Here is a 14,122-nt window from a genome sequence, read left to right as displayed (position 1 = left end):
TTTCCCCACATCGAGTCTTGCCCGGCTGTTTGAAGCCGTGCTCCGCGGATCGAATCCGCAGGATGATCGTTCCATGCCCAGCAACAAGCCCCCCCGCCGCAGCGGCCCCGGCGCCGGTCCCGGCCACGGCGGACCTCGCCACTCATCTCGTCCCCCCGGCCGCAGGCCCTCGGGCCCCGGCGGTCCTCCGCAAGGTCAAGGCCCCGCAGGCCGCCGCCCGGCGCAGGCTGGCGGTCGCCCCGGTGGTGGTGGCCCGGTTCAGGGGCCCGGCGCCCGCCGCCCCGGGCAGAGCCACAGTCGACCCGGTGGTCCCCCCCAGGGTCAGGGGCCCTCAGCGCGCAGGCCAGGGCAAGGAAGCAGTCGACCCGGTGGTCCCCCCCAGGGTCAAGGGCCCGGGGCTCGCCGGCCAGGCCAGGGGGGCAGCCGTCCCGGCGGCCCGCCGCAGCGTTCGGGTGGTGGTGGAGGCTCGGATCGACCGAGGAGCCACGACCGGATCGGTGCTCCCGGCACCCGTAGCGGCCCCGCGCTCCGCACCGTCGAACGGTCCAAGTCCCACGAACCCGAGCGGCTCCAGAAGGTCCTGGCCCAGGCCGGGCTCGGTTCGAGGCGAAACTGCGAAGAGCTGATCCTCCAGGGACGAGTGACGATCAACAATCAGATTGTCCGCGAACTGGGAACGAAGGTTGATGCCTCGTCCGCCACGATCCACGTCGACGGCCAGAAGGTCAGGCTGGAACGGTCGGTCTACTTCGCGGTGAACAAGCCCAAGGGCTACGTCTCCACCAACAGCGATCCGGCCGGCCGGCCCCGAGTCGTGGATCTGCTGCCCGACGTCCCAGAGCGCGTCTACACGGTCGGTCGGCTTGACGAGATGAGCGTCGGCCTGATGCTGCTGACCAACGATGGGGAGCTCGCCAACAAGCTGGCCCACCCCAAGTTCGGGGTCGAGAAGGTCTACCGGGTCATCGTGGCCGGACTCCCCAGCCCCGAGACCATCCAGAAATTGCTCGCAGGAATCTGGTTGTCCGACGGCAAGGTGCGCGCCAAGCGGGCCAAGATCGTTGGTCGCCAGGGCGATGCGACCATCGTGGAGATGGTGCTCGCCGAAGGGAAAAACCGCGAAGTTCGCCGGATGTTGGCCAAGGAGGGGCACAAGGTCATGTCCCTGACCCGCATCGCCGTCGGCCCGATCACCATCAAGGGCTTGGCGCCTGGCGAGTTCCGGCCGCTCGGCAGCGGCGAGGTCGAGCTGCTCCGCAAGGTCGCGGCCGGACTTCTTTTGCCCACGGTCCGCACCGATGATCGTAAGTCTCAGGGCCCGCGTCGGTTCCCGACCGCCGGCACCGGCGCCGGGACTGGCTCGTTCCAGGGTTCAGGCTCGATGGGTCATGGGGGCGCCCGCAGGCCCGATCGAGTCGAGGGGAGCCGCCCTGCAGGTCCTTCGCGTGGTCCGGCCATGCGACCGCGACCCGACGGCCGGATCCCGCAGACCGCCGAGGGTCATGACAACCTCCCGCGCCCGCTGAGGCGAGGTGAAGTCCCCCGCCCCCTGGGCCTGCCCCCCTCACAGCGTCCGCGGCCTTCGGCCATCCCGCCGCACTTCCAGGGCTCCCAGCCCGCCATGCGTCGTAACCAGGATGGTGTCGGCCCGGGCCGTGGACCTGTCCTGGATGGTGGCCCCGGCCGCACCCCGGCTGGCGGTCATAGTCGTGAGCCGCAGTCGAGCGGCGGACGCAAGCCGCTCCGCCCCGGTCAGCCTGACAACGAGTACCAGATTCGCGCCGACGGCCCCCCGCAGGGGAGACCCGGCACCCCGGCACAGGGCGGTCGCCCCACGCCCCGGGTTGACCTCTCCGACGGTCAGGGTGGCGGCCGGATCATCATCGGTATGGATCGGAGTCAGGGCCAGAGCCAGAACCAGGGGCCCAGGCTCCGTCGTCCTGCCTCCAAGCCTCGCCCCCCGCGCTCGGCCCTCGGCCAGACCCGTCGTCGGCCCGAGTCCGATGAGCCCAAGCCGACGACCTGACCTGCAGGTTACCCGTCGAACTCCGCGACGTCGGCCCCTTATACGGGGTCGGCGTTGCGGATGCCCTTCTCGGCGATGTCTTTCCGATACCAGCCACCGTTGAGCCGGATCGTCTTGATCGCCGCATAGGCCTTGGCCTGCGCCTGCGCCAGGGTGTCGCCAATCGCGGTCACATTCAGGACCCGTCCGCCATCGGCGACAGCCTGCTGGCCACCCTTCAGGCTCGGGTCGATTCGCAGCAAGGTCCCTGCGTGGAAGACCTTCACGTCGGGCATCCGCCCGGCCTGCTCCAGGTTATTGATCGCCCGGCCGCGCTCGTAGTGACCGGGATAGCCTTCCGCGGCCATGACCACGGTCACCGCGGGGCGAGGATCCCATTCCAGGTGGATCGTATCGAGCTTCTCGTCGACGACGGCGTTGAGCACCTCGAACAGGTCCGACTTCAGGCGCATCATCAGGACCTGGCACTCGGGGTCGCCGAAGCGGACATTGAACTCGAGGACCTTCGGACCCTGGTTCGTCAGCATCAGGCCCGCGTAGAGCACCCCCCGGAACGGCTTCCGGGCTCGCTTCATCGCGTGGACCATGGGCACGAGCACTTCGCTCTCAACCTGTGCCATCAGCTCGGGCGTGACGATGTCGGTGGCCGGGGAGTAGGCGCCCATGCCTCCAGTGTTCGGCCCTTCGTCGTTGTCGTAGGCTCGCTTGTGGTCCTGGCTCGTTTCCAGGGAGACGATCGTCCGGCCGTCGGTCAAGGCGAGGATGCTCGTCTCGTGGCCGTCGAGCCGTTCCTCCAGCAAGAGCCGGTCGCCGGCCTTGCCGTACTTCCTGGAGACCATGATGTCGTCGACCGCGATGAGGGCCTCTCGGAGGTTGTCGCAGACGTAGACGCCCTTGCCCGCGGCGAGCCCGTCGGCCTTCAAAACCATGCCGAGCGGCCGGTTGAGGACGTAGGCCTTGGCCTCGGCCCCGGTGTCGAAGACCTTACGCGTATTCTTCTCCTCGATCTCCACCTGAACGCCGGGCGCCAGCATCTCGCGCGGATCCATGATCCGGTCGATCGCTTCCAGGGTCTCGGCGGCCGTGCGGCACGACATCGTGTGTCGCATCGTCGACCGGCCCCGGCTGCGGACGACGAGCGAGACCTCTCGGCTGAGCAGGTAATGCTCGGCGTCGGGAGCCCCCTTGAAGACCCGGTAGTCGGCCGTGGGAATGCCGGCCTGCCTCATCAATTCCTTGGCGAAGACCTTGCTGCCTTCCAGCTCGGCGGCGTCTTGCCGGGGGCCGAAGACCCGAAGGTTCTCGCGCTGGAAGGCGTCGACGATGCCGCTGGCGAGCGGTTCTTCAGGGCCGATGACGGTCAGGTAGATCCGCTCACGCTTGGCGAACTGGATCAGGGCCCGGGTGTCTCCCGGCTCGATCCCGACGTTCGTCACGTCGACGGCGGTGCCTGCATTCCCTGGGGCGCAGAACACGGCCCGGACCTTCGGGGACTGCTTCAGCTTCCAGCAGAGCGCATGCTCACGACCACCCTTGCCGACGACCAGAACTTTCAACTCAACAACTCCCAGGCTCTCGCCCCGTCCAGACGACCAGACCACGCAGCACTCGGATTGCCAATCGCGAGCAATCGAACCGATTCGCACTGACGCTCATTCTATGGATTCGGCCATCCTCTTAACATCCCCGTTACCAACTCGGGGCAAAGGAGCGGACAGAACGCGTCGCCCGAGCTTGTCGGAGGTTTCAGTCCCGACTAAAATCTGAGTAAGCCAGACTTGCTCTACCGGGCCGGGCGACGTCCGTGCCCGAGAAGGATCCCACGACAATGACCACCGACGCGGCGAAGTTGCGGGCGATTCGGGACAAGGTCGAGGCCTCGCAACGCCTCACGTTCGACGATGGACTGACCCTCGAAGCCTCCAACGACCTGTTCGCCCTGGGCGAGATGGCCAATCTCGTCCGCGAGCGGACCAACGGCAATTTCGGCTACTACAACGTCAACACGCACATCAACCCGACGAACGTCTGCGTTTATAAGTGCGACTTCTGTGCGTTCAGGGCCGATCTCGACGATCCCCGCGCCTACGTGATGGACGAGCCCCAGATCCTCGCCAGGGCCAAGCAGGCCCACGACCGGGGCGCAACCGAGCTGCACATCGTCGGCGGCCTGCACCACAAGCTCCCGTTTGATTACTACGTCGACCTCGTCCGCTGGATCCACGAGGCCTACCCCGAACTCCACCTGAAGGCCTATACCGCCGTCGAGATCGAGTTCTTCGCTAAGATTTCCCGACTCTCTATCCGCCAGGTCCTCGAGCGCCTCGTGGAAGCCGGCCTGGGAAGCTTACCGGGCGGCGGTGCCGAGATCTTTCACCCCGAGGTCCGCGAGGAAGTCTGCGGCGCCAAGGCCTCGACGGCCGTCTGGCTGGAGGTCCACCGGACCGCCCACAGCCTGGGCCTGCATTCCAACGCGACCATGCTCTATGGGCACATCGACAAGCCCCACCACCGGATTGACCACATGGTCCGGCTGCGCGAGCTTCAGGACGAGACTGGCGGCTTCCAGACGTTCATCCCGCTGGCCTTCCACCCCGACAACTCGCGGATGGACAGCCTGCCGAAGCCCTCGGGCCTGATGGACCTGAAGACGATGGCGATTAGCCGCCTGATGCTCGACAACTTCCCGCACATCAAGGCCTACTGGGTGATGCTCGGCATCAAGACCGCCCAGATCGCCCTCTCCTTCGGGGCCGACGACCTCGACGGTACCGTTGTGCACGAGAAGATCTATCACGAGGCGGGCGCCGAGACGCCCCAGGAAGTGACGGTCGACGAGATCCGCAGGCTCATCATCGAGGCCGGCCGGATCCCCATCGAGCGCGACACCCTCTACCATCGGGTCGACCGCGACGGCGTCACCTGGTCGGCCGCCGAGCCGGTTCAGATCGGTATGGGAAACATCGCCGCCCCGGTCTGATCTCGTTTAGCCCGGCGGCCGATCTTTCCACTCGCGTTGCAGCCTCCGGATCGCGTCGACCAGGGCAAGGTCGGCGACGACCGGGGCGGCGCGGAAAAAGGCACCCAGCGCCCGCAACGGCCAGACCAGCCTGCGCAAAACGGACAGCCGCCGCTTGGGCCGGTCGATGAGGTTGGCGATCCGGCGGGCCACGTCGTCGACCTTAGCCGTGGCGAACGACGGGGGCGGAATGGCAGGCGCACGCGGCTCGGACAACTCGCTGCTCCCCTCGGGATAGAGCGACGAGATGGCGCGAAAGAACTCGGTGCCGATGGGGCCCGGCTCGACCAGGCAGACCTTGATCCGTTGCGGGCGAAGCTCACGCCTCAGGGCGTCGTTCCAGTAGGCCAGACCCGCCTTGGTCATGCCGTAGGCGCCGAACATCGGGATCGCGATCGTGCTGATCGCCGAGCCCACGTTGATGATCGTGCCACGACGCTCGGCCAGCGCCGGGATCGCCCAATGAGCGAGCATCATCGGCGCAAGCAGGTTGACCTCGACCTGCCGACGCAACATCCCTCGATCCGCCAACGCAAACGGTTCGGGCAGACCAAGGCCGGCATTATTCACGAGCACGTCGAGGCCGCCAAAACGCCCGAGCGTTTCACCGAGGATCAGTTCAGGAGCGGCCCCGTCCGCGAGATCCGCGACAATCGTGGCGACCTCGGGCGAGCCGAGGCTCCGCGCTTCGGCCGCGATGGATTCCAGTCGATCGCCGCGACGCGCAGTCAGCGCGAGGCGGAATCCGCGGCGGGCGAGTTCCAAGGTGAGTGCGGCACCGATGCCGCTCGATGCACCCGTGACGAGGACGACTCTTCCTGCTGGTGGCACGTCAGCTCTCTTTACGTTCCGTCGTTGAGAGTTGGCCGGGCTTGGTCCCGACATACAACGTGGCGATCCCAAACGTGAGCGGGTGACCGACCAGATTGATCAGTCCACGAGAAGCGAGCAGGTCGAGCATCCGCTGGCCATCGGGAAACTGGAGGACGCTCTCGGGCAGGTACCGATAGGCGTCATATTGGTTGGGTGCCAGCGTCTGGCCGACTTTCGGCAGGATGCGCCTGAAGAAGGTCAGATAGATCCGGCTCAGGATGGGATTAGTGGGACGCGAGAACTCGAGGATCGCCACCTTCCCGCCCGGGGCCGCCGCGCGGACCATCTCGTCGATGCCCAGGACGGTATCGGCCACATTGCGTAGGCCGAACGCCACGGTGACGACGCCGAAGGTGTTGTCAGGGACGGGAAGTCGCTGGGTGTCCCCCTCAACGAGCGTCACCGACTCATCCGCGCCGGCATTCAGCACCTTCTGCCGGCCCACGACCAGCATTTCGCGGCAGAAGTCGGCTCCCAGGATCTTGGAGCGACCGCGTGAAACCGCGTGATAATCGAGCGCCAGGTCGGCCGTGCCGGTGCAGCAGTCGAGGACGGGCAAGCCGGGCAGGGGGGGGACGGTCCTGGTGGTGAATCGCCGCCAGGATGTGTCGATGTTCAGGCTCAACACGCGATTGAGCAGGTCGTACCGGCCCGCAATCGAGGCGAACATCGACCGGACCCGACGGTCCGACTTGTCCACCGAGGGGCTCTCTGACGCGGGTGGATCGACGACCGGACTGCCGGAGACCATCGGTCGGACCTCGGGAGGCATGGTGCTGGGAATGCAAGCCGACGCATCGACTCGTCGTCCTCTAAGTGTATCTGCGGGCGGGCCTCTCGCCCATCCGCCTTGGCGATTGGGCTCGATCGCCCTACTCTGTCCCGGTACGCCTGCGCGCCAACGCCAAAGCGACCATCGGAACTCAGCGACGGGACATCATGGGGTATCGCAACCTGTCGGACTGCGTGCGGGACCTCGAACGGACCGGCCAGCTCGTGACCATCGAAGCCGAGGTTGATCCCTGCCTGGAGGCGGCCGCCATCCAGCGTCGGGTCTACCAGGCGCAGGGGCCCGCGCTCCTTTTCAAGAACGTGAAGGGGACGCCGTTCCCCATGCTCGGGAACCTTTACGGGACGATCGAGCGGACCCGCTGGCTGTTCCGCGACACCTTGCAAGCCGTCCGCCACCTCGTCGAGCTGAAAGTCGCCCCGCCGGCCTTTCTCCGTCGTCCCTGGAGATACCGCGACGTCCCCTTCGCCGCCTGGCACCTGTTGCCAAAGCTCTCCCGCAGCGGGCCGATCCTCTCGCATCAGACAACTCTCTCGAAACTTCCTCAGCTCAAGTCGTGGCCGATGGATGGCGGCGCATTCATCACCCTGCCGCAGGTCTATTCCGAAGATCCCGACCACCCGGGCCTGGCGAAGTCGAACCTGGGAATGTACCGGGTGCAGATCTCGGGCAACGACTACATGCCCGACCGCGAGGTGGGCCTGCACTACCAGCTCCATCGGGGGATAGGCGTCCATCACTCGGCGGCGATCCGTCACGGTGAACCGTTGAGGGTGAACGTCTTCGTCGGAGGGCCCCCCTGCATGGCGGTCGCGGCAGTGATGCCGCTACCCGAAGGTTTGCCCGAGCTTTCCTTCGCAGGAGCCCTGGGAGGGCGCCGCGTGCGGATGGTCCGGCCCGAAGGCGGCCCGGCGATACCGTCCGAGGCCGATTTCTGCCTGGTCGGCACAATTGACGCCAACCGGACCAAACGCGAAGGGCCGTTCGGCGACCACCTGGGCTATTACTCGCTGGCCCACGACTTCCCGGTGATGCAGGTCGAGCGCGTCTACCATCGCCCGGGCGCCATCTGGCCGTTCACCTCGGTCGGCCGGCCACCGCAGGAGGATACCTCCTTCGGCCAGTTGATTCACGAGCTGACCGGCCCGCTCGTCCCGACCGTTCTCCCGGGTGTGAAGGCGGTCCACGCCGTCGATGCCGCCGGAGTCCATCCGCTCCTGCTCGCCATCGGTAGCGAGCGATATGTACCCTACGCGCGAGACTCTCGCCCGCGAGAAATCCTGACTCAGGCGAATGCGATCCTGGGCCAGGGGCAGATGTCGCTGGCCAAGTACCTGCTCATCATGGCCGAGCGAGACGTCCCCGACCTGGACATCCACGACGTCGGCATGTTCCTGCGTCGGCTCCTGGAGCGGGTCGACTGGGAGAGCGACCTCCACTTCCAAACCCGGACCACCATCGACACCCTGGACTATTCGGGCCACGGCCTGAACCAGGGGTCTAAGCTCGTCATCGCCGCCGCCGGCCCTGTGCGTCGTTCGCTCCCAACGGAGCTCCCCGAAGGATTGACATTCCCCGACTGCTACCACGATCCACGACTCGCCATGCCCGGCGTGCTCGTCATTCAGGCGCCGCCGCATGGTCCCGAGGCCGAGTCGGTCGAGCGGCTCCAGGCGTTCTGCAACGCCTTCCCGAATGGGCACCCAATCGACGCGTTCCCGCTGGTCGTCCTGGTTGACGACAGCGAGTTCGCGGCCCGATCGATCGGCAACTTCCTCTGGGTGACCTTCACCCGGTCGAATCCCGCCGCCGACATCGACGGGATCCGGTCGTTCAGTGATCGAAAGCATTGGGGCTGCCGAGGACCGCTGGTCATCGACGCGCGGGTCAAGTCGCAGCACGCCCCCCCCTTGATCGACGATCCTGAGATCGAGCGGAAGGTGGATGCCTGGGCGGCTCCCGGCGGTCCCCTGCACGGGGTCTACTGACGGATTCAGGCGGGAGGAACCGTCTCGAGCTTCGCCAGATCGTCCCAGAACCCCGGATACGTCTTGGCCACGCAGCCCGGGTCGAGGATCGTGACCCCTTCGATCTTCAGGCCCGCCATCGCGAAGGACATCGCCATCCGATGGTCTTTGTACGTGGCGACTGTCGCGGCGACGGGTTTTTCGGGCGGGATGATGATCAGGCCGTCGGGAGCCTCATCGACCGTCGCGCCGAACTTGCGCAGCTCGGTGGCGAGGGCGGCGATCCGGTCGGTCTCCTTGTGGCGGATGTGGCCGACGTTGCGGATGCGCGTCAGCCCCTGTGCGAACAGGGCCACGACGCCCAGGGTCATCACGGTGTCGCTGATCGCGTTCATGTCGACGTCGACCCCGCGCAACGGTCCGCCGGTCACCGTCGTCGAGTCCTTGCCGCGCTCGACCGTGCAGCCCATATGCTCCAGGATGTCGACAAAGCCGAGGTCCCCCTGGATCGAATTGGTGCCGAGCCCTTCGACCTTGACCGTCCCGCCCGCGATGGCTGCGGCGGCGAAAAAATAGCTGGCGGCCGAGGCGTCGGGCTCGATGGCGTAGGACCGTGCGTTGTAACGCTGGGTCTGGATGTCGAATCGCTTGAACTTGCGATTGCTGATCTGGACCCCGAACGCCCCCATCACGTCGAGAGTCATCGCGACGTAAGGGACCGAGACGAGCGTCCCCTGAACCTCGACGGTCAGGACGTCTCGGGTGTAGGGCGAGGCGATCAAGAGGCCGCTGAGGAACTGGCTCGACACGTCGCCGCGTACCGTGGCGAACCCGCCGTGGATGCCGTCGGCCTTCAGCAAGACCGGAGGGCAGCCCGTGCCAAGCTCGCTCCTGGCATCGGCCCCGACCCCGTTGATCGCCGTCAGGAGGTCGGCCACGGGGCGTTGGCGCATCCGCGCGGAGCCGTCGAGCCGGAAGGTGCCCCGCGAGGCCGCAAGCATCGCGGTGAGGAACCTCAGGCTGGTTCCCGAGTTATCCAGATAAAGATCGGCTTCCTTGGCCGGGAACAGACCTCGGCAACCCACCACGCGGACGGAGCACGCCTCGGTGTCGTGATCGATCACGACGCCCAGCTTGCGCAGGGAGTCGATCATCACCCGTGTGTCGTCGCTATCCAGGGCACCGGTCAGCGTGCTGATCCCGTCGGCGAGTGCAGCGACCGCCAGGGCCCGGTTGGTGATGCTCTTGGAGCCTGGAACCCGTGTAGTGGCCGAGAGGGGACGCCCGGCGAGGGTTGGGACGACGAATTGTTCTGGATAGGTCGACATCGGCTCTAACTTTCTAACTCGACGCCATCAGGGCGTTTTCGATCGTTTCTCGGTTGTTGCTGCGGACGAGTCGCTTATCTTGACGAGCCCGGCAAGCTTGAGCTCAAGCTCGGCCGGGCCCATACCGCGGATCAGGAAGCGTTTGTCGCGATGGGCCTGGCCCGAGACTAACTCGACCTGAGACGCCTTGCAGCCCAGCGCGTCAGCAATGGCCTCGACCAGTGCCGCGTTCGCCTTCCCCTGGTCGGGGGGAGCGGTCACGGCGACTCGCAAGGCGCCGTTTCGCTCGCCCAGGATCTTCGAGCGCTTGGTCCCAGGCTGCGCCCGGACCGGGAACACCGCCCCGTCGGCATGGGCCTTCGCTTCGATCATGTGCCGACTCCCTCGAACAGGGCCGATCCGACCCGGACGAGCGTCGCCCCTTCGGCGATCGCCGCCTCGAAATCGCCAGACATTCCCATCGAGAGCTCGGGCAGAGCGAGTCCCGTTCGACGTGCCAGTTCGTCGCGCAACTGCCGGAGCTGGGCAAACGTCGGTCGGGCCGCCTCTCCCTGGTCGCCCAGGCCGGCCATCGTCATCAAGCCGACGACGCGAATCGACCGGCACCTGGCAATCTCTTCGGCGTCGAGCAGCAGCCCCTCCGCGGTCCAACCGTGCTTGGTCGGCTCCCCCGAGAGGTTCGCTTGCAGGCAGACGCTCGGGACCTGCGGCAGCTCGGCCGCGGCCGAGTTCAGCGACTGCAATAACTTGATCGTGTCGACCCCGTGCACCATCTCGACAAGGGGGAGGGTTTTCTTCACCTTCTTCCCCTGGAGGTGGCCGATGAGGTGCCAGCGCACGGAGGGGTCGGGAATCTCCTCGACCTTCTCCCAGAGTTCCTGCGGATAATTCTCGCCGAACGTCTTCGCGCCAAGGTCGATCAGGGCGCGCACCGCCGACGCGGGCACCCGCTTGGTGACGGCGACGAGCCTGACGTCGCCCGATTTCCGGCCCGACAGACGCGTCGCCTCGTCGACCCGTGCCCCGACGCTCGTCCAGTTCTCTCGCAGTCGCTCGGCATCCATCGTTCTAGTGTAGAGGCCTTCTCGCACGCGCCAAGCCTCGCGTGCAGCGTGACGCGACTTCGGCGATGGTCTATCCTGATCAGGTCGATTCTTCTCGACCCCAGCAGGTGAGGAAGAATCTCACTCGCACGCACCGAATTTTTCAGAAGGGTTGGTCATGAACGGTCCTCGCAAGCTGGTCCTTGTCATCCTCGGATTTATCTCGGCGCTGCTCATCTTGTCGCAGTTGGTGATGGGCCAGCTCATCGTCGGAGGAAACGTGAAACTGATCAAGTCGCACCAGCACACCGGCTATCTGGCGGTGGTCGTCGCGTTGCTGTATATCGGCGCCAGCCTGCCGGCGATCTTGTCGATTCCGACCCGCCGCGATCGCTGAACGACTCAGGCATTTTGAAGAATAATCGGCTGAACGGTGCCGGTCGGCGTGAATCGCCCCATCAGGAATTTGGCCGACGTCTGATGGCCGAGGAATGCCCGGAGCGTGGGCTCGGCCAGGGACCGATACACGACGAATTGGTCCTTGCCCCACGAAGCTCTCACGGCAAAGGCCCGCGTCCCCGGGCATTCGCGGGCCTGCTCGGTGACCGTCAGGGGGGTCCAGGTTGCCGGGCTCGTCGACCTGGGCCGGCCCCAGGCGATGAGGATCGCGCTGTAGGACACGCCCCCTTGCAGCGTTCTCGTCATGGTGAGATTTCCTGACCTGACGTCGAAACGATCCAGGCAGCCGGCGTCATCGCGACATTCGAGCGAGAGTGGCAGGATCTGACCGAATCCGAGAGCGCCTTCTCGCTCGACCAGGATCGATGGCTTCTCGTGGATCTTCCTGGCCACCGAGCCGGCGGGCAACGGGAAGGAGATGCTCCACTCCCCGTGCCCTTGCTCAACCTGCTCGGCGATCAACGCCACCTTGAATCGACGCAACACGGCGATCGTGCGGATGACCCGTGTCTGGCCGATCGAAACGCTCCAGTCCGCCGCCGCCACCTCGGCCGAACTCTTCGACCAGAGGAGCTGGGCCGGGGACGATCCGGGCGGAGAGGGCCAGTCTGCCCCAAGCCATTCCGAGAGTTTGTCCGGAAGCTTCACAATCAGTTCCTCTCGAATCGACCTTGAGAAGGTCGGGACATACCACGGTGAAACCTGGGTCAGACCGTCCCGATCCCAATTTCGGCTGAAGCCAACCCACGTTGGAACTCATTCCGACGCCAATAACCGAATATGCTCATTTATTAAGCATTGATCGAACAGCAGACAAACTTGTTAGCCATTTCTCGATTGTCAGGATGGGAAATGACGTCGGGATGCCGACTGCAAAAGCACAACTGCACCAAAACAGAGCATCCAGAACCATCTCAAACCTCCTCGCGATTCCGCCCCTCGTCATTTTCGCAACGTGGACAAAGCATTTCGATAATCAGCGATCGTCTATAGATCGTTATTTATCAGAAACTTAGGGAAATTGATGAATCTAAGACGGAGTTTTCCTCAAAATTACGAACCGGCCTTCTGAGGTTTTGGCACCCCCCTTGCTCTATGTTCCCTGCATCAGGTTTAAGCGGCCAGCAAAGAAATAAGAGCAAACGATGAAGCTCTTGTGACGTGCGGTCCTGACCTACCAAGCCTTCCACCCGACGACGGCTACGTTCAATGACGTGGCTCACCGTCGAAGGGCGAGCGGGATGCCTCGCACGACCCCCCCGCTCGCCCTATCTCACACTGCGTTTCCGATCCGATTTCGGGTTGGAGATGCCCCGACTAGCCGGTCGTGTCTCGCGGATTTGGTTGACCATGGGAGAGGTGGTCAACCCGATCCAACAGACACGGCCGGCTTTTTTATGCGCCCAGCGAATCTAGGCGTGAATGAAGCTCAAATGTCCAGGATCAACTCGGCAAGCCAGCCCGAGCCATCCGGTCTCAGGAAGAGGCCATGGCGGGTGACGGCCTTGACCTCATGATCGAGCTGGTGCCGCACCGTGTCCAGAGCCTCACCGGCTAACTGGCCGATCAGATTGCACCCGTCGGGACTTACCTCAACTTCGAAGCGGCTGTAGAGACGATGCGTCGTCTCGAACCGGAAAATGAGCTCGGACAGCCAGGTCGCCAGTAGTTCCGCAGGCGACTCAGCACTGAGTTGGATGGATTCGTGCAGCTCAGGACGGACCTCTTGCCGGTTGACAAGGATCACGTCGAACAACCCTTCGGCCGCGGAGACGAAGAGGTCGTTCAGGCTCTCGGCCCGGATGCGGAGCCCGAGATCCGCGGTGTGGTCGAAGGTCTCGCAAGTCCCCATGCGATCCACTCCGCCACCACCGCATTCGCTCGACTTCGGACGACAATCCTGAACTCAGGCTTGAAGCTTTTGGTCCGAATCCGCTGCCGGGGAGCCATTGGCGATCTCGTCGAGATCGTCGCGTCCGGCCAGGTGCCGCTCCAGTTTGCGAAGGGCCTTGTATTTCTCATCGCTGACCCGAGCGAGGGGGAGTTGGAGCAGTTCGCCGATCTCGGGGACGGTCCAGCCGCGGGTCCAGAGTTCGACGATCCGGTCCTGGCGAGGCGTCAGGACGGCGTTCCGGGCCGCTTCGAGGATCTCACCCAGCTCGCGGCGGTTCCGCTCGCGAGCGTCGAGGTCATGGCCGGGGGCGGCTTCATTGTCCAGAGACTGATATTTCTTGGCCCGCTGCACCCGCTTGCGAATCGTATCAATGGCCCGGACGAGCTCGCGACGCTCGTCGGTCTCTTCGCCCAGGACTAGGTTGAGATCGAGTTCGCCGGCGCGGGCCTTTGTCAGCAGGCGATAGCAGACTTCCTGGGTACAGTCGTCCCAGAGTCCCGGGTCGAGGCGTGCGTTTCGCCAGCAGACAGTGCAATAACGCTGGATGTCGTGGACGAGATCCGACTCGGAGGCATGGGCGGTCAAGGCCGCGAGGCCGATCACCAACGCCATCGCCTTCGGCCCGGCCGATCGCAGTGGCCGATAGCCTTTCATCGGACCCGGATCGCTCTCGGGCATGGCTCGCTCCTGGTCGCTCAAGTCGTTCAACCCCGGTCAATGATT

The 14,122-nt window shown here is 65.2% G+C and carries 13 protein-coding genes; 4 read left to right on the top strand and 9 right to left on the bottom strand.

Annotated features, from left to right (window positions below):
* Positions 1-73 precede the first annotated feature (73 nt).
* Entirely contained in the window at positions 74-2,026 is a 1,953-nt protein-coding gene (locus EP7_RS18830) for a pseudouridine synthase (protein WP_463523499.1), read from the top strand.
* Between the two features lie 38 nt (positions 2,027-2,064).
* Here the strand turns inward: EP7_RS18830 and purD are convergent, their stop codons facing one another.
* Entirely contained in the window at positions 2,065-3,582 is a 1,518-nt protein-coding gene (gene purD, locus EP7_RS18825) for a phosphoribosylamine--glycine ligase (RefSeq protein WP_463523497.1), read from the bottom strand.
* A 272-nt stretch (positions 3,583-3,854) separates the two neighbouring features.
* Here purD and mqnE point away from each other — a divergent pair, with 272 nt between their 5' ends.
* Positions 3,855-5,006 (top strand): aminofutalosine synthase MqnE, encoded by a 1,152-nt coding sequence (gene mqnE, locus EP7_RS18820; RefSeq protein ID WP_463523495.1) that lies wholly within the window; start codon positions 3,855-3,857, stop codon positions 5,004-5,006.
* Positions 5,007-5,012: 6 nt separating this feature from the next.
* On the opposite strand, the gene EP7_RS18815 is transcribed toward mqnE, so the two are convergent.
* Entirely contained in the window at positions 5,013-5,876 is an 864-nt protein-coding gene (locus EP7_RS18815; RefSeq protein ID WP_463523493.1) for an SDR family NAD(P)-dependent oxidoreductase, read from the bottom strand.
* A gap of 1 nt (position 5,877) precedes the next feature.
* The gene (locus EP7_RS18810) at positions 5,878-6,669 is read right to left on the bottom strand and encodes a class I SAM-dependent methyltransferase (RefSeq protein WP_463523491.1); all 792 of its coding nucleotides are present in this window, start codon (positions 6,667-6,669) and stop codon (positions 5,878-5,880) included.
* Between the two features lie 188 nt (positions 6,670-6,857).
* On the opposite strand from EP7_RS18810, the gene EP7_RS18805 reads away from it, so the two are divergent.
* Positions 6,858-8,696 (top strand): UbiD family decarboxylase, encoded by a 1,839-nt coding sequence (locus EP7_RS18805; protein WP_463523489.1) that lies wholly within the window; start codon positions 6,858-6,860, stop codon positions 8,694-8,696.
* A 5-nt stretch (positions 8,697-8,701) separates the two neighbouring features.
* Here EP7_RS18805 and aroA read toward each other — a convergent pair whose 3' ends face one another.
* The 3 genes from aroA to EP7_RS18790 are packed head-to-tail and all read right to left on the bottom strand — an operon-like array spanning position 8,702 to position 11,067.
* A complete protein-coding gene (gene aroA, locus EP7_RS18800) occupies positions 8,702-10,003 on the bottom strand; it encodes a 3-phosphoshikimate 1-carboxyvinyltransferase (protein ID WP_463523487.1) in 1,302 nt (433 codons plus the stop codon).
* Between the two features lie 27 nt (positions 10,004-10,030).
* On the bottom strand, positions 10,031-10,375 hold the full coding sequence (locus EP7_RS18795) for a DUF167 domain-containing protein (protein WP_463523485.1): 345 nt from the start codon (positions 10,373-10,375) through the stop codon (positions 10,031-10,033).
* Entirely contained in the window at positions 10,372-11,067 is a 696-nt protein-coding gene (locus EP7_RS18790; RefSeq protein ID WP_463523483.1) for a YggS family pyridoxal phosphate-dependent enzyme, read from the bottom strand. Before EP7_RS18790 ends, EP7_RS18795 begins: the two co-directional genes overlap by 4 nt.
* Before the next feature lie 157 nt (positions 11,068-11,224).
* On the opposite strand from EP7_RS18790, the gene EP7_RS18785 reads away from it, so the two are divergent.
* Positions 11,225-11,443, top strand: a complete 219-nt coding sequence (locus tag EP7_RS18785) for a hypothetical protein (protein WP_463523481.1) — start codon at positions 11,225-11,227, stop codon at positions 11,441-11,443.
* 5 nt (positions 11,444-11,448) lie between these two features.
* Here EP7_RS18785 and EP7_RS18780 read toward each other — a convergent pair whose 3' ends face one another.
* The 3 genes from EP7_RS18780 to EP7_RS18770 form a co-directional block, all read right to left on the bottom strand.
* Positions 11,449-12,153, bottom strand: a complete 705-nt coding sequence (locus tag EP7_RS18780; protein ID WP_463523479.1) for a hypothetical protein — start codon at positions 12,151-12,153, stop codon at positions 11,449-11,451.
* Positions 12,154-12,934: 781 nt separating this feature from the next.
* Positions 12,935-13,357 (bottom strand): archease, encoded by a 423-nt coding sequence (locus EP7_RS18775; protein ID WP_463523477.1) that lies wholly within the window; start codon positions 13,355-13,357, stop codon positions 12,935-12,937.
* Between the two features lie 54 nt (positions 13,358-13,411).
* A complete protein-coding gene (locus tag EP7_RS18770) occupies positions 13,412-14,053 on the bottom strand; it encodes a sigma-70 RNA polymerase sigma factor region 4 domain-containing protein (protein ID WP_463523475.1) in 642 nt (213 codons plus the stop codon).
* Positions 14,054-14,122: the final 69 nt, after the last annotated feature.

Source organism: Isosphaeraceae bacterium EP7 (assembly GCA_038400315.1).
Taxonomy (GTDB): Bacteria; Planctomycetota; Planctomycetia; order Isosphaerales; family Isosphaeraceae; genus EP7.
The sequence above is the reverse complement of the archived record's forward strand: the minus strand, read 5'-3'. Positions and strand labels throughout refer to the sequence as shown.

Excerpts from the sequence above, each read along its gene's own strand:
- EP7_RS18790 (WP_463523483.1), bottom strand. The coding sequence starts at position 11,067 with ATGGATGCCGAGCGACTGCGAGAGAACTGGACGAGCGTCGGGGCACGG.
- EP7_RS18770 (WP_463523475.1), bottom strand. The coding sequence starts at position 14,053 with ATGAAAGGCTATCGGCCACTGCGATCGGCCGGGCCGAAGGCGATGGCG.
- EP7_RS18810 (WP_463523491.1), bottom strand. The coding sequence starts at position 6,669 with ATGGTCTCCGGCAGTCCGGTCGTCGATCCACCCGCGTCAGAGAGCCCC.
- EP7_RS18805 (WP_463523489.1), top strand. The coding sequence starts at position 6,858 with ATGGGGTATCGCAACCTGTCGGACTGCGTGCGGGACCTCGAACGGACC.
- EP7_RS18785 (WP_463523481.1), top strand. The coding sequence starts at position 11,225 with ATGAACGGTCCTCGCAAGCTGGTCCTTGTCATCCTCGGATTTATCTCG.
- EP7_RS18775 (WP_463523477.1), bottom strand. The coding sequence starts at position 13,357 with ATGGGGACTTGCGAGACCTTCGACCACACCGCGGATCTCGGGCTCCGC.
- EP7_RS18795 (WP_463523485.1), bottom strand. The coding sequence starts at position 10,375 with ATGATCGAAGCGAAGGCCCATGCCGACGGGGCGGTGTTCCCGGTCCGG.
- aroA (WP_463523487.1), bottom strand. The coding sequence starts at position 10,003 with ATGTCGACCTATCCAGAACAATTCGTCGTCCCAACCCTCGCCGGGCGT.
- EP7_RS18830 (WP_463523499.1), top strand. The coding sequence starts at position 74 with ATGCCCAGCAACAAGCCCCCCCGCCGCAGCGGCCCCGGCGCCGGTCCC.
- mqnE (WP_463523495.1), top strand. The coding sequence starts at position 3,855 with ATGACCACCGACGCGGCGAAGTTGCGGGCGATTCGGGACAAGGTCGAG.